17 protein-coding genes are annotated in these 23,788 nt (G+C 47.0%); 6 read left to right on the forward strand and 11 right to left on the reverse strand.

The annotated features are described in order from the left end of the window. The first annotated feature begins 832 nt into the window (after nucleotides 1–832). The 3 genes from QUB25_RS17590 (at nucleotide 833) to QUB25_RS17600 (ending at nucleotide 5,442) form a co-directional block, all read left to right on the forward strand. Nucleotides 833–1,837, forward strand: coding sequence for an RNA polymerase sigma factor, RpoD/SigA family (locus QUB25_RS17590; RefSeq protein ID WP_333035894.1), 1,005 nt, complete (start codon nucleotides 833–835; stop codon nucleotides 1,835–1,837). A gap of 388 nt (nucleotides 1,838–2,225) precedes the next feature. After that, nucleotides 2,226–2,723 (forward strand): hypothetical protein, encoded by a 498-nt coding sequence (locus tag QUB25_RS17595; protein WP_333184629.1) that lies wholly within the window; start codon nucleotides 2,226–2,228, stop codon nucleotides 2,721–2,723. A gap of 181 nt (nucleotides 2,724–2,904) precedes the next feature. Then, nucleotides 2,905–5,442, forward strand: a complete 2,538-nt coding sequence (locus QUB25_RS17600; protein ID WP_333184631.1) for a CHASE4 domain-containing protein — start codon at nucleotides 2,905–2,907, stop codon at nucleotides 5,440–5,442. A 49-nt stretch (nucleotides 5,443–5,491) separates the two neighbouring features. Here QUB25_RS17600 and cobO read toward each other — a convergent pair whose 3' ends face one another. From cobO to QUB25_RS17615, 3 genes are all read right to left on the reverse strand, one after another. Continuing rightward, entirely contained in the window at nucleotides 5,492–6,127 is a 636-nt protein-coding gene (cobO, locus tag QUB25_RS17605) for a cob(I)yrinic acid a,c-diamide adenosyltransferase (protein ID WP_333184633.1), read from the reverse strand. Between the two features lie 70 nt (nucleotides 6,128–6,197). After that, nucleotides 6,198–6,776, reverse strand: a complete 579-nt coding sequence (locus QUB25_RS17610; protein ID WP_333184636.1) for a Uma2 family endonuclease — start codon at nucleotides 6,774–6,776, stop codon at nucleotides 6,198–6,200. 162 nt (nucleotides 6,777–6,938) lie between these two features. After that, nucleotides 6,939–7,556, reverse strand: coding sequence for a hypothetical protein (locus QUB25_RS17615; RefSeq protein WP_333184639.1), 618 nt, complete (start codon nucleotides 7,554–7,556; stop codon nucleotides 6,939–6,941). 117 nt (nucleotides 7,557–7,673) lie between these two features. On the opposite strand from QUB25_RS17615, the gene QUB25_RS17620 reads away from it, so the two are divergent. The 3 genes from QUB25_RS17620 (at nucleotide 7,674) to rimM (ending at nucleotide 10,663) form a co-directional block, all read left to right on the forward strand. After that, entirely contained in the window at nucleotides 7,674–8,948 is a 1,275-nt protein-coding gene (locus QUB25_RS17620) for a molybdenum cofactor synthesis domain-containing protein (protein ID WP_333184642.1), read from the forward strand. Between the two features lie 217 nt (nucleotides 8,949–9,165). After that, nucleotides 9,166–9,798: a response regulator gene (locus QUB25_RS17625; RefSeq protein WP_015179099.1), complete on the forward strand. Its 633-nt coding sequence runs from the start codon at nucleotides 9,166–9,168 to the stop codon at nucleotides 9,796–9,798. 223 nt (nucleotides 9,799–10,021) lie between these two features. Beyond that, nucleotides 10,022–10,663 carry a ribosome maturation factor RimM gene (gene rimM / locus QUB25_RS17630; RefSeq protein ID WP_333184645.1) on the forward strand — a complete coding sequence of 214 codons (642 nt, stop codon included), beginning with the start codon at nucleotides 10,022–10,024 and terminating at the stop codon, nucleotides 10,661–10,663. A 171-nt stretch (nucleotides 10,664–10,834) separates the two neighbouring features. Here rimM and QUB25_RS17635 read toward each other — a convergent pair whose 3' ends face one another. The 8 genes from QUB25_RS17635 to QUB25_RS17675 all read right to left on the reverse strand — a co-directional run bounded on the left by QUB25_RS17635 (nucleotide 10,835) and on the right by QUB25_RS17675 (nucleotide 23,417). Beyond that, nucleotides 10,835–11,293 (reverse strand): phosphate-starvation-inducible PsiE family protein, encoded by a 459-nt coding sequence (locus QUB25_RS17635; protein WP_333035904.1) that lies wholly within the window; start codon nucleotides 11,291–11,293, stop codon nucleotides 10,835–10,837. 360 nt (nucleotides 11,294–11,653) lie between these two features. Beyond that, complete coding sequence (locus QUB25_RS17640) at nucleotides 11,654–11,965, reverse strand: RNA recognition motif domain-containing protein (RefSeq protein WP_332948676.1); 312 nt, start codon at nucleotides 11,963–11,965, stop codon at nucleotides 11,654–11,656. 612 nt (nucleotides 11,966–12,577) lie between these two features. Beyond that, the gene (locus QUB25_RS17645) at nucleotides 12,578–14,749 is read right to left on the reverse strand and encodes a nitrate reductase (RefSeq protein WP_333184649.1); all 2,172 of its coding nucleotides are present in this window, start codon (nucleotides 14,747–14,749) and stop codon (nucleotides 12,578–12,580) included. Between the two features lie 374 nt (nucleotides 14,750–15,123). Continuing rightward, nucleotides 15,124–16,770: a nitrate ABC transporter ATP-binding protein gene (locus tag QUB25_RS17650; protein ID WP_333184651.1), complete on the reverse strand. Its 1,647-nt coding sequence runs from the start codon at nucleotides 16,768–16,770 to the stop codon at nucleotides 15,124–15,126. Nucleotides 16,771–16,875: 105 nt separating this feature from the next. Beyond that, nucleotides 16,876–18,900, reverse strand: coding sequence for a nitrate ABC transporter ATP-binding protein (locus tag QUB25_RS17655; protein WP_333184653.1), 2,025 nt, complete (start codon nucleotides 18,898–18,900; stop codon nucleotides 16,876–16,878). Between the two features lie 167 nt (nucleotides 18,901–19,067). After that, nucleotides 19,068–19,937: a nitrate ABC transporter permease gene (ntrB, locus tag QUB25_RS17660; protein ID WP_333062771.1), complete on the reverse strand. Its 870-nt coding sequence runs from the start codon at nucleotides 19,935–19,937 to the stop codon at nucleotides 19,068–19,070. Nucleotides 19,938–20,117: 180 nt separating this feature from the next. Further along, nucleotides 20,118–21,443, reverse strand: a complete 1,326-nt coding sequence (locus QUB25_RS17665; protein ID WP_333062773.1) for a CmpA/NrtA family ABC transporter substrate-binding protein — start codon at nucleotides 21,441–21,443, stop codon at nucleotides 20,118–20,120. Nucleotides 21,444–21,533: 90 nt separating this feature from the next. After that, entirely contained in the window at nucleotides 21,534–23,417 is a 1,884-nt protein-coding gene (locus tag QUB25_RS17675) for a ferredoxin--nitrite reductase (protein WP_445251961.1), read from the reverse strand. Between the last annotated feature and the right edge of the window lie 371 nt (nucleotides 23,418–23,788).

A 23,788-nucleotide genomic window follows, 5' to 3' on the forward strand; every position in this document is an offset into this window, starting at 1 on the left:
TAAATTAGTCGGGGCGCAGAATTGGCGATCGCTGGCAATGACAGAAATATCAGATTTTTGCCTCAGTTATAAACGAAAAAGTGCGATCGAACCTCAAAAAAATTAGCCCCCAGCTTTCCGTCAGAAGCTTTTCCCCTTTCACCCCCTCACCCCTCATCCCTAACTGCCCAAAATTTGCCTAAGCTTAAACATGATGGAGATGATGGAGCCTCGCAGCACAATGAAAGTCAAACAGGGCAACAGCCAGCCTTTATACACCTTGTCGTTACTCGTAGCAGAATTGGATTAGCATATTTAAATAAAAATGTCAAGAAATATTTTAAACAGTTACTCCCATCTAATACGGCGATCGAGTTCGGTTATCTCGCATCCCACCATCTAGGCAGCGAGAAAATTTCAAGCGATGATGGAACAGAGAGCAAAACAAAGCCCTCTCATTGCATGAGTCTGTTTGCATGAGTATTGTGAAGTTGAGTGGCAGTTAAAACTAACAGGGAATTCAAAACCTTAAGGAAAAATGTAGAATCTTGACCTTAAGACAGAGGTTTTTACCCTTTACGATCCTCAAAATTGGGAATAATATTGAGAAAACTAAACTCTTGCTTCACTTCGCCTTGAACTAGCCGTTAAAGCTAGCGAGCTACCGAAAATCGACAGGGATTACTGGAAAATCCAGCACAAAAGTAATCCCAAACAAAAAGCTTCTACCGATCGTCACCGATAAACAGGAGGGGAAACATCCCCTTTGTCGCAGTCTTTATCCCACTTGCAAAAGTGGGACAGGGTATCACCAACTTTTTATCTGTTGTTACAAGGAGTGCAATACTCACCCATGTCCACCACAACCCCCAAAAACAAAACAGTGAAAGCCGATCGCATGGGCAGCCGGCCATACTCCTCAACGGATACGGTTCGTACCTATCTGCACGAGATCGGTCGCGTACCCCTGCTAACCCGAGAAGAAGAAATTGTTTTCGGGAAGCAGGTGCAGCAAATGATGAAATTAATCGAAGCAAAACAAGCACTTGCTAAAGAATGGCAGCGGGATCTGACGAATCAAGAGTGGGCTGCCGAAATGGAGTTGACCGAACCTGAACTTAGCCGCATCTTACACATAGGGCGGCGGGCAAAGCAAAAGATGATTGAAGCGAATTTGCGGCTAGTAGTGGCGATCGCCAAAAAATACCAGAAACGCAATATGGAATTCTTGGATTTAATTCAAGAAGGCACCCTCGGTTTAGAACGAGGAGTCGAAAAATTTGACCCGATGCGGGGATACAAATTTTCCACATACGCCTATTGGTGGATTCGCCAAGCAATTACCCGCGCGATCGCCCAACACGCCCGCACAATTCGATTGCCAATTCACATCACCGAAAAACTCAACAAAATCAAAAAGGTGCAGCGGGAACTCACGCAGCAGTTGGGCAGATCTCCCTCCCCCGGGGAAATTGCCGCAGCCTTGGAACTGCACCCTTCCCAAATTCGGGAATACCTGCTGATGGCAAGACATCCAGTTTCTTTGGACTTGCGGGTAGGAGACAACCAAGATACCGAATTGCAAGAACTCTTAGAAGACGAAACGGCATCTCCAGACAACTACATTACCTCGGAATTACTGCGGCAAGACCTCAATACTTTGATATCAGAACTTACCCCCCAGCAGCGCGATGTAATAATTCTGCGCTTCGGTTTGGAAGACGGCACGGAAATGTCTCTGGCGAAAGTCGGAGAACGGTTAAATCTCAGCCGGGAACGGGTGCGGCAGCTAGAACATCAAGCCCTTGCCCACCTGCGGCGCCGCCAATCTCAAGTCCGAGAATACTTGGCTAGTTAGTCACTAAAAAAGTTGAGATTTCCCAAAATCTCAACTTTTTTTTTCATGTTGGCGCTGCTGGGAAGGATACTTTTATACCAGTTAAAAAAAGAATGCAACTGTAGACCCGTGATCCAAACCCTTATGAAATACGTCACGCCAAATTATTCAATTTTTTAATCTAAAATTAAAAATCTAAAATGGTATTATTTGAGGGGTCGATCGCGCGATCAGGGCGGAGGCAAAATTGGTCCAAACTAATCTTAGATTTAAGTTCAGGAACCGGGCGGGCGATCTTTCCTTCAAGTTAATAGCCAACATTAAGCCAAATACCCGGTTTCTCTCCGATCTTTGTGAAACTGGTACAAGAGGCGCTTGGAACCAGCTATTTTAAATTTTGGGGTCTGGAGTGGTTTTGACTTATTTGATATTGACAGGAAGTTTAGAAGCGATCGCGATCGTGCTTGCTCTCTCGCCCGGTAACTTGAGCATCGCATTCCCCGCACACCGATCACAGGACTCGGACATCAAATCCGACATTTTGATCTGGCAATCCCCCCCAAATCCTGCGCCAGATACAGCTAGCACAGGTTTAGGAGAGGGAATTTACCTCTACGGCCAGTCGAGCAACCCAGATGAAATTAAACAAGAATATTTTGTATTTGAAATGCGGCAGAGTAAGGTAGTAGGCGCTTTTTACCTGCCTCGGTCTGCTTTTTACTGTTTTTACGGCACAAGCGATCGAACTCAGTTAAATTTAACAGTAGTGGACACTTACGACGGCAGTCGCTCTCCCTACTCCGTAAACCTGGAACAGTATTACCCAATTTCTACCATCAGCGAGAACGATCGCCGCATCTTGGGTATTTGCAAAGAATCTCACAAACAGCAGGTGTGGGAAAAGTAGGAAACACGCGCTGCGCCACCAGTCAATCGATTTTAGATTTTAGATTTTAGATTTGAAGAAAGCAACCCCACTGATACATCGGGAGCCCCAGGACCAAATTGCTTTCGGTCAGGGTTCAAGAAACAGTAGTAAAATTGCTCCTGAGTTGAGAATTTCGGACGGACACCACATACATGGCAAGATGAAACTGCGTCGGAAAACACTATCGATCATTGGCATTACCATCGCTGGATTGACTGGCATTCTGTATCTCGCCTCCTCAAGCATCCTCTTGGGCAGCATGATCAAAGCAGAGGAACAAGAAGCCACACAGGTTGTCAAGGGAGTGCTCAGCGTGTTCGGGCAAACCGCAGACGAATTCAACTCGCGCTTTGCCGACTGGTCGTCCTGGGACGACACCTACGATTTTATCCAAAACCGCAACTCAGAATTCATTGACTCCAATTTAATTCCAGAAGGGCTGGCTAATATAAGAGTTAATATAGCCGTATTTGTCAATACTTCTGGCAAAATAGTTTACGGTACGGGTTTAGACAGCGAAAAGCTGAAACTAACGCCTGTTCCAGAAGCATTAAAACGGCGCATTTCTCTCAGCGACCCGCTGTTGCAGCACCCCAACGCCAAAAGCAGCCTCGCTGGTATCCTGCTGCTACCGTCAGGGCCAATACTGATTACTTCCCGGCCTATTCTCACGACTAAAAGCACTGGCCCGATCCGAGGTACGCTGATATTCGGGCGCAATTTGGATGCTGCGGGCATTGCGAAGGTTTCTAAAATTACTCGCTTGCCACTAATCGTACACAGCGTGAATGAGGGTCGGTTGCCTGCAGACTTTCAGCAAGCGCGGGAGAAACTGTCGGAAAAAAAACCAATTTGGGTGCGTCCTTTAAGCGAAGAGTCGATCGCAGGTTACGCTCTGATCCGGGATATTTACAACCAACCTGCGCTGCTATTGCGGGTGGATATCCCCAGAGAAATATATCGGCAAGGTCAAATTAGTTTGCTGTACCTGTTGGGGTCTGTAGCGTTAGCGGGAGTTGGGTTGGTCGGCTGCACTCTGCTACTGCTAGAGCGTCTGGTGCTGTCTCGGTTGAGCGGTTTGGCGAAAGCGGTCAACCACGTCAGCAGCAGCCAAGACCTGTCGGTGCGACTGCCGGTTACGGGCGAAGACGAGTTGTCCGACCTTGCCCATACTATCAACGGAATGTTGAGTGCGATCGCCCAAGCCGACAGCGAACAACTTGAGGAAAAAGCCCGCTACAGAGCCGTAGTCGAGCAAGCTACAGATTGCATTTTCCTGTGGGACGCTCAAACCAAACGCCTTTTGGAAGCCAATACAGCGTTTAGAAACTTGCTCGATTACAGTCCTGATGCGATTTCGCAACTGACTATTTACGATATCATCGCTTACTCTAAAGACCTAATTGACAACAATATCGAGTTGCTGCTGACGGACAAACAATTTAGAATTGGCGAAGTTCTCTACCGTCGCCGAGACGGTTCCTGCGTGGATGTGGAAGTGAGCGGGAGCGTGATTTCCTACGGCGGCCGCGAGATTATTTGCACGGTTGTCCGCGACATTACCGAGCGCAAACAAGCCGAAGTCCAACTGCGAGCCTCGGAAGAACGCTACAGACTTTTGTTTAAAAATAACCCCCATCCGATGTGGGTTTACGATTTAGAAACTCTAGAATTTATAGCCGTCAATCAGGCTGCTGTCCAACACTACGGCTACACTCGCGACGAATTTCTCAACATGACTGTTGCGGACCTTCGTCCCTCCAAAGAGCTGCCGAAATTGCTAGAAAATATATCCCAAGTAGATGCCGGTATTGAGTTTGCAGGTGTGTGGCAGCACCAGAAAAAAGACGGAACAATTATTGATGTAGAAATTACTTCTTATGCTCTGGTATTTGATAGCAGAAATGCTGAATTAGTTCTGGCTCACGACGTGACCGACCGCTTGCAAGCCGAGGCAGAACTCTACAAGGCAAAGGAAGCCGCAGAAGCCGCTAGTTTGGCTAAAAGTCAGTTTTTGGCTAACATGAGCCACGAACTGCGAACTCCTCTGAATGCAATTATCGGTTACAGCGAGATTCTGCAAGAAGAGGCTTTAGATTTGGGCGAAGAAAATTTTGTGTCGGATTTGGAGAGAATTCACCATTCAGGCCAGCTTTTACTTTCCTTAATTAATGATATTCTGGACTTGTCGAAGATTGAAGCCGGTCACGCGGAACTTGAATTAGAAACTTTTGACGTGTCGGAGGCAGTTCAAGATGTAGCCAGAACTGTTGAACCGCTATTTTTGCGAAACACTAATCGTCTGAATGTGGAGTGTCCTAATAATATTGGCGAAGTGTATTCGGATCAAATTAAGTTTACTCAAATTTTGTTTAATTTGCTCAGCAATGCAGCTAAGTTTACTCATAAAGGAACAGTTACACTCAGCGTGGAAAAAATTAAAAATGACGAGAATATTAGGGATTCGGAACTGTTAATTATTAAGTGTACTGATACGGGGATTGGGATTACTCCTGAACAGCTACAAAAATTATTTCAACCTTTTACGCAAGCTGATGCTTCGACTACCCGCAAGTACGGAGGTACGGGTTTGGGTTTGGCAATAGCGCAGAAATACTCTCAGATGCTGGGGGGAGAAATTACTGTGAGTAGCGAGTTTGGCAAGGGATCAACTTTTACTCTGATGTTGCCAGCATAGCTCTTTTTTAAATTTTAGAGGGGCGAAAAAGTCTTGACTACAAACAACATTAATACTCAATGCCTGGTTGAGCTTTAATCCCTTGTTCTCGGAATGGATGCTTAACTAAAGTCATTTCTGTCACCAAGTCGGCCCGTTCTATTAGCGCTGGCGGGGCGCCTCTGCCTGTTAAAATAATGTGGGTTTCTTCTGGTTTTTTGTCTAACCCGGAAAGCACTTGCTCGATTTGCAAATAACCTAGTTTTAATGCTATATTGACTTCATCTAGAAGAACTAATTTAAATTCGGCATTACAGATAAAAATTAGGGATTTTTCCCAGGCTTTTTGAGCTGTTTCAATATCTCGGTCGCGGTCTTGCGTGTCCCAGGTAAAACCTTCTCCCATTGCGTGAAATTCTAGCTGTTTTTCCCAGAGTTGAAAAACTGCTTTTTCTGCGGGTTCCCAAGCTCCCTTAATAAATTGTACTATAGCGACGCGGTATCCGTGACCGAGCGATCGCACAACCATTCCCAAAGCGGCCGTGGTTTTGCCTTTACCGTTACCCGTATTGACTATAATTAAACCTTTTTCTTTGGAGGAGTTAGCGATTCGCTGTGATTGCACTTCTTGGCGCCGCTGCATTTTCTGTTTGTGTTGTTGGGCTGTTAACCCAGTGGTTGCAGTGGTTTCTATATTGGTTTCCATAGTATTTTTTAACCGCAGATGAACGAGAAAGATGAACGCAAATAAACGCTGATAGATGCCATATGTCTAGTTATTGCCACAGTGTTTTCAAGTTTAGCACGAAACCGGGCAAAACATCTTCTCCTGAAAGTTCTGTTGGACATTCCAAAACTTCTATTTCTTGTCCTTGGCAATAGATTTCGACTCTCCGGGTTTTGCGGTTGATTAACCAGCCGAGTTTTACTTGATTATTCATGTATTCTTGCATTTTGTCTTGGGTATCTTTTAAACTGTCGGTTGGCGACATTAACTCTAAGACAAAATCCGGGGCAATGGGAGGAAATTTTTGTTTTTGTTCGGGAGTGAGTGCATCCCATCTTGATTTTTCAATCCAAGAGACATCGGGAGAACGATTGGCACCGCTTGGCAGTTTGAAGCAAGTTGAAGAATCGAAACAAATTCCCAGTTGAGTTTGTCGGTTCCAAATCACAAAATCCGCATTAATTTCTGAATTGTAATTTCCGGTTTCTCCTCCTGTGGGTGGCATGACGATTATTTCTCCTTTGGCGTTGCGTTCAAATTTGACATCGGGGTTTTCGCGACACAGTTGATAAAATTGGTCGTCGGTTATTTTGGCGATCGAGTTGAAGTTGATGGTGACTGCTATCATGGTATTTTATCAGGATGCGTGGGGATTTTTAAGCCACATAATGTATATGAAGGCGGATAAATGCCGATCGATGCAGATGTTGTAAATATTATTATTAATGGTTAAGAGGATTTCAGGGATATCTTTTTATGCACTTTCGCTCATTATATCACATCGTTATAACTAGCTATTAAAAGTTTTATCAAACGCTTTTTGGAGGAAACAGTTACAGACATACCAATAATAAAATGCAATGTTGATTTCGCTAAGCAATTTAGGTACTCCCTCTAGTAAACTGGAGAATATCTTGTTTTTTAAATGCAGGGAATCCACGCCGATCGCAAAAAACAACAAGCCTACACCCGCTAACAATATTTGGTAGGGAGTTAACTGTAGTTCTCGCCGAAAAAACCATCCGTAGGAAGACAAAACCACGGCGTATAAAAGACTTACTCCTAGCTTAGGAATTCCCCCTGCTACCATATATATATGAATTCTGTAAATTTCATTTAGTAAAAATCCACCTGTTAACAAAGCCGAAAACAGAATAAATCGATTGTCTGAAGTGCGCGGTTGAATACTTTGAGCTAATTTATAGGTGAAACTACAAACAATGACGGGTACAGAACATAAAATTTGGAAAGTCCGAGTTAACAAGGCGACATTGGGATGGGGATAAGAATAAGGCGGAAAGAATAAATCGCTGACTTTTAACCCTGAAAGCTGAGTGAAAAATATCAGTATCGCCACCAAAAATAAGGATAAACAATTGAGTCTAACAACCAAACGAGAAATAGTCATAAGCAATTAACACCAAAAATTAGGTTGACTGCCCAAATACAAAAAAATTATATCACCAATATCTGTGGATATTTTGCTAAACTTAATCATGAGTGTTATCAAAACAAGGAGACAGTCATGCTGTCAGTGAAAGAAGCAGAATCGATCGTTCTAAATTTGGCGCAACCCCTCGACAGTCAGCGGGATGTAGAAACTGTAGACTTGCTGGCAGCATCGGGGCGAATTTTGGCTGCACCAGTCACTGGTTCCCTGGATTTTCCTTATTGGGACAATTCGGCAATGGATGGGTACGCGGTGCGGTTTGCTGATGTGGAAAACTGTAGCGCCGAAAAACCAGTGGTACTCGAAGTAGTTGAAGAGATTCCAGCCGGATATCAGCCTCAAAATACCGTTCAATCGGGGCAAGCGGCGCGAATTTTTACCGGTGGGGTGATGCCTGCCGGTGCTGATACGGTGGTAATGCAGGAAGAAACAAGGCGTGAGGGCGATCGCATTTTTATCTTAGTTTCTCCTGAAAAACCGCAAGCATTTGTCAGGCACAAAGGCGCTTTTTATCAAACAGGAACACCTTTGCTAACTCCCGGTACAGTTATCAACGCCCCAGAAATGGCGGTGTTAGCAACTGCCCAGTGCATTCAAGTTCCAGTTTATCGGCGGCTGCGGGTGGCAATTTTTTCTACGGGTGACGAATTGGTATCGCCTGACGAACCTTTGGCACCGGGGAAACTGGTAGACTCGAATCAGTATGCTTTGACAGTTTTGTTAACCCAAATGGGATTTGAACCGGTTCGATTGGGGATTGTTCCTGATAATGAAGATGCCTTAAACAAGGCGATATCCCGGGCGGTTGCGACGGCGGATGTGGTGCTTTCTACGGGGGGCGTCTCGGTAGGAGACTACGATTATGTCGAGAAAATTTTGGCGGATTTGGGAGGAAAAGTTCACATTAGTTCTGTCGCGATTAAGCCAGGGAAACCTTTAACGGTTGCTGAGTTTAAACGAGGTGAAAAAAGTGATGATTCTCCGAGTTTTAGTTCGGATTGTCTCTATTTTGGTTTGCCGGGAAATCCGGTTTCTGCTTTAGTCTGCTGTTGGCGGTTTGTTGTGCCTGCTTTGAGAAAAATTTCTGGGCTTGCCGCCGATGCTTGGGGGCCGGAGTTTGTCAAAGCTAGGTGTAATGCTGAATTGCGATCGCCTGGCCGACGCGAAACTTATATTTGGGGTAAACTACATTTAGTTGCCGGAGTCTGGGAATTTGAACCTGCTAGCGGCAGCCAAAATTCAGCGAATTTAATTAACCTCGCCAATACAAGTGGTTTAGCAGTTTTGCCACCGGGGGACACCGGGATTTTACCAGGCGAATTCGTGCAGGTTTTAAAAGTTAGTCATTAGTTAGTTGTTATGGGTTATTTGTTATTGGTTCGGTATAAGTTCATGTAAAATATTAACAACTAAGTAATCTTCCTTCTTCCGACTGACATCCGTTACATCCGTTACATCCGTTACATCCGTTACATCCCGTACATTGCTCGTTGCCGAACTTCCTTCTTCCTTCTATCCTTTACATCCGTTACATCCGTTACATCCGTTGCCGAACTTTCTTCGTATTATGAAAATTTTAATTGTTGAAGATGACCCGATGATGCAACTGGGATTAGAGCAAGTTTTAGCAGATTCCCCAGAAATAGAAATAGTAGGACAAGCAGAAGATGGCTATTTAGGCGTAGCAGCCGCACTGAAACTCAAACCTGATATTATTGTAATGGATATCGGTTTGCCGCGGCTCGACGGCATAGCAGCGACGCAGCAAATTAAAGCACAATTGCCAGAAGTTCGAGTAGTAATGTTAACTTCTCACACGGCAGAAACTGAAATTATTGCTGCCCTTTCTAGCGGGGCTGATGCTTATTGTATTAAAGGTGCTTCCGTAGACAGGCTGTTAGCAGCGATTGCCGCCGCAGCAGAGGGCGCTACATATCTTGACCCTCAAATTGCCCGGACTGTCATCGAACACCTTAAACCCCCGATACCTGCCTCTACAACTACTTTTGGCCAGTTGTCGCAGCGGGAATTGGAGGTGTTAAAATTAATGGTGGAAGGTAACAGCAATCCAGAGATAGCAGCGGCGCTTTACTTGAGTCCAAATACTATTAAAACTCACGTTCGCGGTATTATGAATAAGTTGGCAGTGGATGACCGCGTGCAAGCAGCAGTTGTAGCACTGAGAACAGGATTGGTGTAAAGAAGGAAGTTCGGCAACGGATTGTTTAACGGATTTAACGGATGTAGCGGATGGATGTTGATGGAAGAGGGAAGTTCGGCAACGGATTGTTTAACGGATTTAACGGAAATCCGCAAGAGGTTCCATGGAATAATTCCTAGTTACCAATTCCTAATTACCAATTACCAATTAGCAATTTCCAATTACCAATTATCAATTACTAGCAATTTGAGTGATATAATCTATGTCTGAATGGATAGAAATCGGTAAAATTGTAGCAGCTCAAGGTTTGGACGGGGAAGTGCGAGTCTATCCCGATTCTGATTTCCCCGAAAGGTTTATCGAACCGGGGAAGCGGTGGATTTTGCGCCCTAACAAAAGTGAACCGGAACCGATCGAGTTTTTGGGCGGTCGCTACATTCCCGGCAAAGGGCTGTATGCTGTAGAGGTAGAGGGTGTGGAAGACCGCGACGGTGCTGAGGCGCTGCGGGGCTGTAAGTTGTTTGTTGAAAAGACCGATCGACCTTACCTCGAATCTGATGAGTTTTACGTCCAAGATTTGATCGGTATGGAAGTTTTTAACCAGTTAACCGGGGAAATCCTAGGCAAGGTAAGTGATATTATTCCCGCAGGTAACGACCTTTTAGAAGTAGAAACGAATCTAACGGCGCCGGAAACTGTCGCCGCAGAATTAGAAAAGCCAAAACAGCCTGAAACTCCACAAGCCAACGCTGACCCCAGAAATACCCGCAAACCACGGAAAATTCGCGTTAAAGAGCCTAAATCCACAAAATTATTGATTCCTTTTGTGGAAGAGATTGTGCCAGTTGTTGACTTAGAACAAGGCAGAATTGAAATTGTGCCGCCTCCTGGTTTATTGGAATAATATCATTTCTGGTCAATCGACCGGATATGATAGATCAATTCTAAATAAGTCGTAAATTTTTTACTCCACCCCAACCCTCCCCGCGGGTTCGGGGAGGGAGTAAGAAATTCACAAATGATGCGAGGATTGCTATATTAGTTTTTTTAAATTCCCACTTCTCAATTCCCGATATTAATCCTTTCCTCTATTTGTGCACCGCACTATCAAGTAACTGATAGAAAGCGCGAAAATTGCAATCGCCAAACCAATCAAGTCGGCTGCTGTTTTCTTTTCCAGGTCAAGAATGATGATTTTTCGAGATACTGCTATCAAAGAAGTTACAATAACTAGCTCTACTTGAATTACGTGCTTTTTCAGATAAGCTGTAATATTTTCCAAGATTTCCAGAGCAATTAAAACATTTAAAAATAACCCAAATATGACAAACAAGGTGTCTTTTAACAAATTATCAGTGTGGTTTACCAATTCTTTTGCTAAAAAAATCAGCAAATCGCAAACGCTGAGGAGAATTACCCAAATCATCGCCAGTGATAAAATTTTCGATATTACTACTTCTACACTTTCTGTAAAATGCAGAAAATTTTCATCACTACTTGACTTGGAAATTTGCCTAAATATTTTTTTCAGCATAAAAGTGATTTAGTCTTTATTCTTAATGATTCTGTCATTGTTCGGTACACTTTGCAAGCGCCAAACTCTGTGATTGCCTGGTTTTACGGGGCCACCCGGGCACTGGGGAAGGCGACTCTCTCTGCTTGTTATATTTTCTAGTTTTTCCTGTCAGCTAGGAATCGATCGCACGCCATCGACCTCCTAATTAATATTTTTTGCCATAAAAAAACCTCAAACTATTGTCTAGCAATATTTTGAGGCTTTTAAGGCGCGGTGCTACCACTGAGCTAATTATCTATTCTCAACAGAGAATGATTGTTGACTCCCAGCTTGCTCCGACGGAATACACAAGTGAGCTAAAAATTTAGCTCGGGTGGTTTAGTAGCGACGAGAATTGCCACCGCGATCGTTGTTACCCCAGTTACCGCTGTTAGAAGAACCACGTTCTTCGCGGGGTTTTGCCTTATTGACCTTGAGGTCGCGACCCATCCACTCAGCACCGTCAAGAGCCTCAATGGCTGCAGCTTCTTCGGCTTCAGTAGACATTTCTACAAAAGCGAAGCCCCGCATCCGACCTGTTTCCCGGTCAGCAGGCAACTGAACGCGCTTTACTGTTCCGTACTCTCCAAAAGTTTGGTTGAGGTGCTCCTGCGTTACTTCGTAGGATAAATTGCCGACATAGATTGACATTGAACATTCTCCAGAATCAGAGGGTGTAGAGATTTAAATCCGGAGGAACGCCGATCGAACGAACTGTACTGCCGAAAATAAAGCCTTGTAAAACGATTATAGCACCTATAGGTGCAAACTGCAATTGTCTGACTCAATTAATTAAAAAGAACGCACAAGGCATCCACCAGAAGACATTCTCCCGAAGGAAAAACCCCCCATCAAGAAGGAACAACTCAGAATAAATAAATTTAATTTTCCTTGTTTCCGAGCTCTGGCGGGGAAACGCAGTTTTTAGGCTGCGTAATGGCATAACGATTTTAGCTTTTAGATCTGGGATTTGGGATTTAAGATTTATGTGTAGGGTATGTCCGGGTTCAAAATTGCTCGATCGAGAGAGGTTGTTACCCCAAAAACGGATACAAGCCCCGGACTCCTGTCGCGAAGAGTGCAAAATTTTAGAGTCTTGTTCAAGAGCCCAGATTCATCTTTGGAGTAAATCTCCAATAGTTCGACTGAGGGCGATAGACTGAGCGCTCGCCGAACGCCAACCACGTTCCTCCCCATGTTGATCGCCCGCGGCTTCCCGCTCGTTCTTCGGTGATTTGTAACATCCAGTAGTTGCGCGGCAGCTCAAGAAGTGACGGCCAGGGTGGATTTTGCCCAATTAAATTCCTCAACTTCTGCTGCTGTTTCTGCCCCAACCAGCACCAACTGCACCGCACAAGCTTTTAACTCAGGCTGTTTGGAATCTGGACAGCTTGCAGCATGAGTCATAGCATTGGCTTCAGCACCTTCAGCCCACAGAGAACCCCAGTGCATCGGTACAAATAGCGTACCTGGGGCGATCGCCTTTGTGACTTTTGCCGGAAACTGCGCCTTGCCACGGCGCGATCGAACTTCCAGCAAATCTCCCTCCTTAATCTGCAATTTGGCAGCATCGCGGGGGTGAATTTCCAAAAACGGATCGGGGTGCAATTGATTAATTTTCTCTGTTCTACCCGTCCGCGTCATCGTGTGCCAGTGTCCGTAAACTCTCCCTGTCGTCAACACAAACGGATAATTCGGATCGGGAGGTTCTGCCAGTCCCCGGGAGTGATAGGCCGAAAATCTCGCCCGCGCATCAGGAGTGTGAAAACGCCTGTCAGTATACAGCCGTTTCGCTTCGTTCGCTGGATGCACAGGCTCGTTTTCCCGGCAAGGCCACTGCTGCGCGCCTTCTTGGCGGATGTATTCGTGGCTCAGACCGGTCATGTCGCAAGGCTGGCCCCGCGTCAACTGCGCGTACTCTGTAAAAACCTCCGCACTGTTGTCGAAAGCAAAGTGTTCGGCAAAACCCAACCGCCGTCCCACCTCGGCGAAAATCCTCCAGTCGTCGCGGGCTTCCCCGGAGGGAGTGTCGAAACCGGGACAAAACGTAACGCGGCGTTCGGAATTCGTCATCACCCCAGTTTTTTCGCTCCACTGCGTTGCCGGCAGCAGGATATGAGCGTAGGCGGAGGTTTCAGTGGGATAGTAAGCTTCTTGATAAATAGTAAAGGGCGATCGCAGCAAAGCGGCTTTAGTGCGTTCCAAATCCGGCATACTCACCACCGGATTCGTAGCTGCAATCCACAGCAACTCGACTTCGCCAGTTTCCAAACCGGTAATCATCTCCCAAGCTGTGCGGCCCGGATTCGGGGAAATGCTTCCCGGTGCGATTCCCCAAAACTCCTCGACTTGGGTTCTGTGTTCAGTATTTTTCACAAATCGGTAGCCTGGGAGCAAGTGAGACAGTCCTCCTGCTTCCCGCCCTCCCATCGCGTTTGGCTGGCCGGTGAGGGAAAACGGGCCACTTCCCGGTTTGCCGATTTGACCAGTCATCAAGTGCAAATTAATCAGCGATCGCACTTTTGCCGTGCCTTCCGACGACTGGTTCATTCCCATCGACCACAGCGACAAAACCCGCTGCGACTGTTCCCAGTAGTTTGCTGCCGTTTCTAACTCGCTGACAGTAATGCCGCAGCGCGAGGCTACAAACTCCGGCGTGTAGCTGTTAATAACTTCAGCAAAAGCAGAAAAATTCGCCGTGCATTCTTCAATAAACTCAGAATCTATTGCTTGTCTGCGTAACAGCAAATATGCAATTCCATTAAGCAAATCTATATCCGTACCCGGTGTAATTGCTAAGTGCAAATCCGCCGCTTCAGCAGTCGGAGTCCGCCTTGGATCTACCACAATCATTTTGACATGGGGATGCTTTTTGTGGTATTTTGCTAATCGATTGAATACAATCGGATGGCATTCCGCTGCATTGCTGCCAATAATAAAAGCGCAATCTGTTAATTCTAAATCGTCGTAACAGCAAGGCGGCCCGTCCGAGCCAAAACTTTGAACGTATCCAGAGACTGCTGAAGACATACACAAGCGAGAATTAGCATCAAAATTATTAGTACCCAGACAACCTTTCATTAGTTTCTGGGCAACATAATAATCTTCTGTAACGAATTGACCCGACCCGTAAACGCACAAAGCATCGGGGCCGCTGGTGCTGCGAATTGTTTGGATGCGGTTAACAATTGCATCGAGAGCTTCGTCCCAGCTAGCGCGACGGAACGGTTGGTCGAGAGTATCTCGCATCATCGGATACAGTAGCCGATCGCTCCGAATGGACTCTGCTACGGTTGCTCCCTTAATACAAACCATGCCCTGACTCGATGGGTGATTGCGATCGCCCCGCACTTTCCAACTTTGTTTTTTGTCGGGAACAACTTCTAGACCGCAACCTACACCGCAGTATGGGCAAAGAGTTTTTATAGTTTCCATCTGGTGATTTTAGATGCTAATTTTTGAAAGCTAATGGGTAATTAGTAATTCGTTATTATAGTCGGAACTGAGGGCTCCTGCAAATAACGTGAGAATAATTACTAAATTTCCGCATATATGCTTCCCAGAAACGGACAATACCCTGATTTAAAATTACCCGCTCTCTTACTAAAAATCCCGCTCGCTCTCGCTTTTAGTCAGCTTCTGGCTGCTACTAAATCTTCTTCAAACAGAGGAAGTTCCCACCTAACTCTTGTCACCCCCAAGGATGGGGGATAGAAGTAATTTTTGCATAAGTCAAACAGCGGGCAGGTAATACTTTTGACCTACTTGTTGATAGCAATGTGAGATTTAGTGCGGGACTATTATGTCGCCTACTTCCCTGGTTTAACTTCAAATACGCCACCGTTGGTCGGGCTAAAAGTTACTTGGAACTCAGCAGTTTTTTCAGCGCCTGCTGCGGCACCTGCAGGAGTTTGCAAAACCGGCAGAGGAGTTTCTTTGACGAAATCTTTAGCTGGTTTATTTGTGGGATCGAACTGTAGGATATCCCCGTTTTGTTTGACTTTGACCCGATAAGTCAAGCTTTCAGTAAATGTCGGAGTTGTTCTCCAGGTTTGGTCGATTTGTGCATACAACTGCTTTCCGATCGCATCGAGTTCGGCTTTGTCAGAAATCTCTGATGTGGCAGTGGTTGCTGCATTGGCCGCGCCCGCGCTGTTAGCGGCAGCAGCGATGGCAGCAGGACTAGCAGCAGCGATTGGTGCAGGGCTGGCATTCGGTGCAGGACTTGCAGCAGCGATGGGTGCAGGGCTAGCAGTCGGTGCGATCGAACTTGCTGCAATTTGCGGGCTGGAGGGTGAACTCACAACCGCCGCCGCAGTCGCCGCCTGCGGTGCAGTTTCTTCTAGTTTCGCTTGCTTTAGCTGGCTGGAAATAGCAGACATATTGACGGCAGCTAAAGTAACCATTGCTACGAACCACGAGGCTGCCAGGATGCCGCGTTTGATCGGCGAAGCTTCTAGGGGTTCAGCAGCGTGAGACACAAAAGGTGCAGGTGCGATCTGCCTGTCAGCAATCGCAGGCTTTTTGCTAGCAGGTAATGGCATCGGTAGCGCGACGGCTTCTGTCTCCGAGTCCGTTGCTTCACCTTCTTCGTGGTGGGCATAGCGAGAAAACAGGAACTCCAAAGCAAAGTTGCGAAGTTCGTAGTATTTCGGGTCTTCCATAATCCGCGCCCGGTTGCGGGGACGGCTAAACGGAACGTGCATATCTTCGCCGATGGAAGCTGCTGGCCCGTTGGTCATCATCACGATGCGATCGGCCAAAAATAAAGCCTCATCAATATCGTGAGTAATCATAATGACGGTAATTTTTTCCTTGCGCCAAATTTTCAGCAATTCTTCCTGCAACTCTTCTCGGGTAATCGGGTCTAGAGCTCCGAAAGGTTCGTCCAAAATCAACAGTTTGGGACGAGTTGCCAGAGCTCTGGCGATCGCCACCCGCTGTTTCATCCCCCCGGACAATTGGCCTGGTCTTTTGTTACAAGCTTCGGTCAGCCCCACTAATTCCAAGTGTTCCTTGACGATCGTATTGTGTTCGTCTGCGGACTTTTCCGGGTAAACATTTTCAACGCCGAGGTGAATATTTTCAGTAGCAGTCAGCCACGGTAGCAGCGAGTAGTTTTGAAACACCACCATGCGATCGGGGCCTGGTTCAGTAATCTGCGAACCTTCCAAAGCCACTTCTCCGTTTGTCGGCCCGTTGAATCCCGCAATCATATTCAGCAAAGTTGATTTGCCGCAGCCAGAGTGACCGATCAAACAAATAAATTCGCCTTCATTAATAGTCAGGTTTACACCGTCGAGAACGACGTAAGGACCTTTAGGAGTTTGGTAGACTTTCGATACATCTTTAATAGTAAGAAAGTCTTGCTTTGGCGTTTGAATTTCGGTTGTTTCGGGGTTTTTGAGAGTTTGCATATTTTCAGGATTGGGATTTTGTATCGGGGAATTAGACATGACAACTTTCGATTGAGAATTTGAAATTATGGATGTGAGGAAGCGGAAAATGTGGAGTCTTGTTTCCTGATTTCTTACTCCTCATTCCCTCTTCCTATTTGCTGATTATGCTGGCAGTTTGATGGAACATTGACTGCCTATTTGTTCAATTAAAATTTCTTCAATGCGGAGGCCACGTTTGATTTTGACATTCTGAAGATAGTCGATCGGGTCGTCGAGATTAAACACAGTGCCGTCAAATAGCTCGATCGTCCGGCGATCTCTGGCGATATCCGGCAAACCCAATTCGCGCACGGCTTGACCGAAAACATCAGGCAGCAAAACTCGATCGACCACTTCCACCCAGTTTTTCGGGAACGGAATCAGTCCCCAGCGAGCCATCTGCGCCATCACCCACACCATTTCTAGGCGGTCTGGAAAATTGGTTTTGTCAACGTAGAACTGGTTGAAGTTGTAAAGCATTTCGGGTTCTGCCTCCGTACCGGAGTTGTACGGATCGAGGAACCCCGGACGGATGTCTTTCGGATCGGCGCCGATGTATTGCTCTTGGCTAATCAATCCTAGGACTTCTTCGCGGTTGCGGCGGTCGTCGCAATAGTCGCAGGCTTCCAAAAGCGCTTTGACGAGGGCGAGGTGGGTTTGAGGATATTTCTGAGCCCAATCTTCGCTAACACCGAGAACTTTTTCGATGTGTCCGGGCAAAATATCGAGGGAACGGGCCATGACAAAACCCGTACCACTGTTGACTGCGTGGGAGTTCCAGGGGTCGCCTGAGCAGTAGCCGTCAATGTTGCCTGCTTTTAAATTCGCTACCATTTGCGGGGGCGGAATCACGGTCAAGCCCACGTCGAGGTCGGGGTCGATGCCACCGGCTGCCAGCCAGTAGCGGAACAGCAGATTGTGCATGGAGGCCGAGTGGACCATGCCCAAGGTGTGAACTTTATCGGGACTCTTGGCGATCGCAGCTTTGAAATCCTCTAATGTCCGAATGCCTTGTCTGTAAAGGTCTTTGTTGAAAATAATCGAATTGCCGTTGCGAGAGAGCGTCATGGCGCTACAGACGGGTACAGGGGCTTCACCGTCGAGGCCCAACAGCATCCCGATCGGCATTCCTGCGACCATTTGCGCCGCGTCCAGCCGTCCTTCGGCGACTCCTTTGGCGATCGCTTTCCAGCTCGGTTCGCGGCTGAGAGTAACTTCTTCCAAGCCGTGCGCTTTGAAGAAGCCTTTTTCTTTAGCTACTACTAAGGGGGCGCAGTCGGTGAGGGGAATAAAGCCGATGTCGAGGTTGATTTTTTCCAAGCCGTTGCGGGCGATGACAGGTGGTTGTTGTTTGGCCCGGCGCTGTTTGACCCGCTTTTGCTGGTTGAGGAAGTAAACCATTTCGTTACGCAGCGCGTAGTAACTCGGATGGTTGACAACTTCCATGCGTTTGCGGGGGCGGGGAATGTTCACTTCGAGGATTTGCCCGATTTGCGCTTCCGGGCCGTTGGTGAGCATTACAATGCGATCGCTCAGTAATAAAGCCTCATCCACGTCGTGAGTTACCATCACGCTGGTGACTTTGCTTTCCTCGCAAATTTTCATCAACTGGTCTTGCAAACCGCCGCGAGTTAAAGCATCGAGGGCGCCGAAGGGTTCGTCTAGCAGCAGCAATTTCGGGCGAATTGCTAGGGCGCGGGCGATCGCAACTCTTTGTTTCATCCCCCCAGAAATTTCGCCTGGTCGTTTGTCGGCCGCGTGTCCGAGTCCGACCAATTTAATGTGGTGTTCGATCACCAACTCGCGATCTTCTTGAGAGTTACCGCTGTAAATTTCATTTACTGCTAGGGCAATATTTTCGCGCACCGTCAGCCAAGGTAGCAGCGAGTAATTTTGAAACACCACCATTCTGTCCGGGCCTGGATCGCGGACTTCGCGTCCTTCTAAAGTAATCCCCCCCTGACTTGCTTTGTCGAGGCCGGCGATGATATTTAACAGCGTAGATTTGCCGCAGCCAGAGTGTCCGATTAAGGTGATGAATTCTCCTTTTTTAATTTTCAGTTCGATATTTTTAAGAGCGATGTATTGCTCTCCATTGGGCAAGTTAAATACGCGGTCAACGTGGTCTACTTCAACAAATACTGACATGGTAATTTTAGGTTAGTTTGTAATTTGTATGATGCTGATTATTAATTGGGCATTGGGCATTGGGCATTGGGCATTAATTTACAACTAATTTCTACCAGTTTGTAGTTGGCAACCATTCCCCATTCCTCATGCGCCATGCCCTATGCCCGATGCCCGATGCCCAAATTCTATTTCTGTTCTTCAGGAACAACTTTGGACGCGATGAAACCAACGATTCTGTCTAAAATCAAACCGACGATTCCTACATAAAGCACTGCCAAAATCACGTGGCTGAGTCTAGAACTGTTGTAAGCGTCCCAGATGAAGAAGCCGATGCCGACGCCGCCGACTAACATTTCCGCAGCTACGATCGCCAGCCAAGACAAACCGATGCCAATTCTCAAGCCAGTGAAGATGTAAGGAACGGAAGAGGGCAGCAGGATTTTCCAGAAGTATTTTTGGTTAGGGAGGCGCAAGACGCGGGCGACGTTTCTGTAATCTTGGGGTATTTGTTGAACGCCTACTGTTGTGTTAATTAGAATCGGCCAAATTGCTGTAATTAAGATTACGAAAAGTGCTGAAACTTCGTTAGCTTTCATCCCCAGACCTTCAAAGGGATTGAACTGTTGAAATACAGCCAGGGCGATCGGCAGCCAAGCCAGGGGCGGGATAGTTCTGAATACTTGAAACAGCGGGTCTAAAGCATCGAACATTAGAGAGTTTGTGCCGATCAATATTCCTAAACTAATGCCGAGAGCTGCTGCCAAACTAAAGCCGATCGCCACCCGCTGCAAGCTTGCCGCCAGTTGCCAAAATAAGCCTTTGTCGGTGCCACCTCTGTCAAAGAACGGGTTGATAATCAGTTCCCAGCTTTCTTGGACAGCTTTGATTGGCCCCGGCAAGCTGGACTCTGGACTGTGGCAGAGGATTTGCCAGATTATTAGCAGAACAGTGATCGCAACTAGCGGGCGGATGATTTTTCTGCGGTTTTTTTGAACCTGATCCAGAACGAAATTTACTGGATTTTTGCTTTTAGTAACAGCGAGGTTAGTTGCCATTTTTGTTTTTGCAGTATTGTGAATAATCGATTATTTGTAGATACTTTGAACAGAGTTCAGGAGGTTTTGCCCGTCGAACGCACCCTCCGTTTCACTCTGTCCAACACCATCACTTTTAGGGGTTTGTCAACAGTCAACAGTTAACAGCCAACAGTCAACAGTCAACAGTCAACCAACTAATTATGCTTTTTTGATTGCCAGACTCTTCAGATATTCTTCGGGTTTTTCTGGGTCAAACTTTACGCCGTCAAAGAAGGTTTCGACACCGCGAGAACTGGTAGTAGGAATTTGGGCTGCGGGAACGCCAAGTGCTGTCGCTGCTGCTTTCCAAATATCTTCGCGGTTAACTTTATCAACCGTTGCTTTGATGTCGGTAGTTGCCGGGATATAACCCCAGCGAATATTTTCAGCTAAGAACCAAGCATCGTGACTCTTGTAGGGATAGGAAGCATTGTCAGCCCAGAATTTCATGGCCACTGGGCTGGCAGCTTCAATGCGGCCGGTACCGTAGTCAATTTGACCTTTAGAGCGACCGATAATATCTGCTACGGGTACTTTTAACCACTTATCTTGAGAGATAATTTGGCACATCTCATCCTGATTTTCTGCCTTATCGCACCACTGCTGGGCTTCCAGTACGGCCATTGTAATTGCTTTAGCAGCTTTGGGGTTTTTCTCAACCCAATCTCCTCTTAAAGCTAAAGCTTTTTCTGGGTGGTCTTTCCAAAGTTCTCCGGTTACTAAGGCTGTGTATCCTACCTTTTGAGTAACTAGCTGAGCATTCCAAGGTTCGCCTACGCAAAAGGCTTCCATGCTGCCAGATTTCATGTTCGCTACCATTTGGGGCGGCGGTATGGGAATCACGGAAACATCTGTATCTGGATTAATACCGCCGGCTGCTAGCCAGTAGCGCATCCACAAGTCGTGGGTACCGCCGGGAAAAGTTATAGCAACAGGAACGTTTTGGCCAAAAGCTGCTTTCAGGGGTGCGCTGTCTGTACCTACTTTTAAATCTAGGTATTTTTTGCTGATCGAAATTGCCTGACCGTTAGTATTTAACCGCGCCACAAGGTTCATCGGCACTGGCTGATTGCCTTTGGTAATAGTGCCTAATGTCATGTGGTAAGGCATCGGGGATAAGATGTGGGCCCCGTCAATGCCGCCTTTGTCGGAACCGAGTTCTAAGTTGTCGCGAGTAACTGGCCAAGATGCTTGTTTGGTAACTTGTACGTCTTTCATGCCGTACTTGGCAAATAGCCCTTTTTCTTGGGCGATGATTAAGGGTGCTGCGTCGGTGAGGGCGATGAATCCGAGTTTGGCTGCGGTAACTTCTGGGGCGTCGGCAGGGTTGATGTTGACTGCTGGGGCAGCGCTGGGTGATGCGCCGTTGGGAGTTGCGCTAGATGTGGTGGAAGTGGAAGCGGAACTGCAACCGTGGGCGAGAAGGGTGCCGGCTGCTGTTGCTCCAGCGGTGATGATGAATTTTCTTCTGGAAAGGTTGCTCATTTGTCTTGAATTGTTGTTGTACTTGAGATGGTGGAAATGTGAGATGTGAGATTGATTCGCGACCTTCGCATTGCATCTCACATTGTGAGATTAGGCGTCGATCGACACTTTGCCGATCGCCCGCGCGCTGCAAGTTAAAATGAACCCTGGTTCTAAGTCTCGGGCCGCGTCGGGTTGGCTGTCGTAGACTGTTTGGCCTTCTAGGAGTTTTTGCTGGCAAGTGCCACAGCTTCCCGACCGGCAATTGCTGTCAAGTTCGACTCCGGCCCGTTCGGCAACATCGAGAATGAACTCATCTTCGCTGCAAGCAACTTCTTTGCCCGATCGAGCGAAAATGACAGTAGATGTCTGAGGTTTGGCTGCGGGGACTGCCGTTTCGTCCCTGTCAACCGTCAGTTGCAGTTGCCGGTTCAGCACAGCTACATCCCCTGTAATCTCTTTGGGAACTGCCCCAAACTGCTCGACTAACAATTGATGCAGCACTGGTTTGAGGTCTTCGCAAGGGATGCTTTTTTGGACGCAAGTACCCAAATGAGCGTCTTTTCCGACTGTGCCTCCCATGTAAATGTCTACACCTTCGAGGGTTTTGCCGTTCTTGCGAACTTTTGTTCCCATCAAACCAATGTCTGCTACTTGGGGTTGACCGCAGGAATTGGGGCAACCCGTCCAGTGAATTCTGACCGGTTTGGGTACTGAAAGTTCGGCTTCGAGTTCCTCAATCATTGCCACGGAGCGGCTTTTGGTTTCGATGAGGGCGAAGTTGCAAAACTTGGCGCCAGTGCAGGAAACCAAGGCTCGTGTCAGCGGTGCGGGATCGAGGGAAAAACGCTGCAACAGCGGTTCTTTGACCAGCGATTCAATCCGCGAGTCGGGAACGTTGGGAATAATCACGTTTTCTTCGACAGTGAGCCTGAGCTCACCGCTGCCGTAAACCTCGGCAATTCTGGCCAAATCGAACAAATCGGATGCCTGCAGCCGTCCGACTGGAACGTGCAGCCCTACATAGTTGAGTCCTGATTGTTTTTGGGGGTAGATGCCGATGTGGTCGCGTTTTTCCCAGATGATTTCATCTTTGGGCGCGGCTGGGGGCAAAGTGCGCCCTAATTCTCGTTCGACTTCGGCTCGGAATTGTTCGATTCCGAGTTCGTCAATCAGCCACATCAGCCGCGATTTTTGGCGGTTTGCTCTCGGGCCTTGATCGCGAAACACAGTTAAAATTGCTTTGCACAAATCTACAACGTCGCTGGGACTTGCCCATGCGTTGAGAGGAATTGCAGCTTCGCAGCGTTTGGCGGAGAAGAAACCGCCGACTAAAACGTTAAAGCCGATGTTGCCGTCTTTGTAAGCGGGTACGAAGGCGATGTCGTTGATTTCTGCGTGGACTGAGTTGTCGCGGCAGCCTGCGATCGCAATATTAAACTTTCTCGGCAAATTTGAAAACGCGGGGTTGCCTTCGCCGCTGTTCGTAATCAAATCTTGAACTTGGTTCGCCAGTTCCCGCGTATCTATCAGTTCGTCGGCGTCCAGGCCCGCGACTGGGGAACCCGTGATGTTGCGTACGTTGTCCATGCCAGACTGGATGCTGGTCATGCCCGCTTCTTTGAGGCGGCGGAAGATGTCGGGTACGTCTTCGATGCGAATTCCGCGCAATTGCAGGTTTTGTCTGGTGGTGATGTCGGCGCTGCCGTCGTCGCCGTAGCGTTGGACGATTTCTGCTAGCGTTCTGGTTTGATTGCTAGTAATGATGCCGTTGGGCAAGCGCAGCCGCATCATGAATTTGCCGGGAGTTACTGGCCGAAAGAAGATGCCGAGCCATTTGAGGCGGTGCTCGCGATCGATTTCGTCCATAGCTTCCCAGCCAATTGCGGCGAAGTGGTCGAGTTCGGCTGTTAATGCTAAGCCATCTTTTTCGGCTTTTAGTTTTTCAAACTTGTTCAGGCTCGCTTGGGCTTTGGGTTCAATTGTTTGGGTCATCGGTTTACCCTCGCTGCTGGCTTGTGTGGGGAGGTATTGACTTGGAGCATAAAGTGTGTGTTTCCTGCTAACCTTAGTGACTGTATGGATTTAAAACTGTATATTTAGTTACTAGATGGAATTTCTTTTAAGCATGGTTGGTTTTCTGTAAACTTGAGCTTGACTGGGCGCTGGCTCGAACGTCGCCAAACTATTTATGGTTATAGTTGCTACCGATGATTCGGTCGATCGCTGCGTTTCGATGCACCTTTGTTATGAGCTAATGTAAAGCCCACGATTGTAAATATTCGTAGCTATTTTTACAAAATATTGAGTTTTATGAATATTTCGCATAATGCCGATGCGTTTTATACATGGGAAATGGGTAAAGA

This window comes from Microcoleus sp. B3-D7, from assembly GCF_036705305.1.
GTDB lineage: Bacteria > Cyanobacteriota > Cyanobacteriia > Cyanobacteriales > Microcoleaceae > Microcoleus.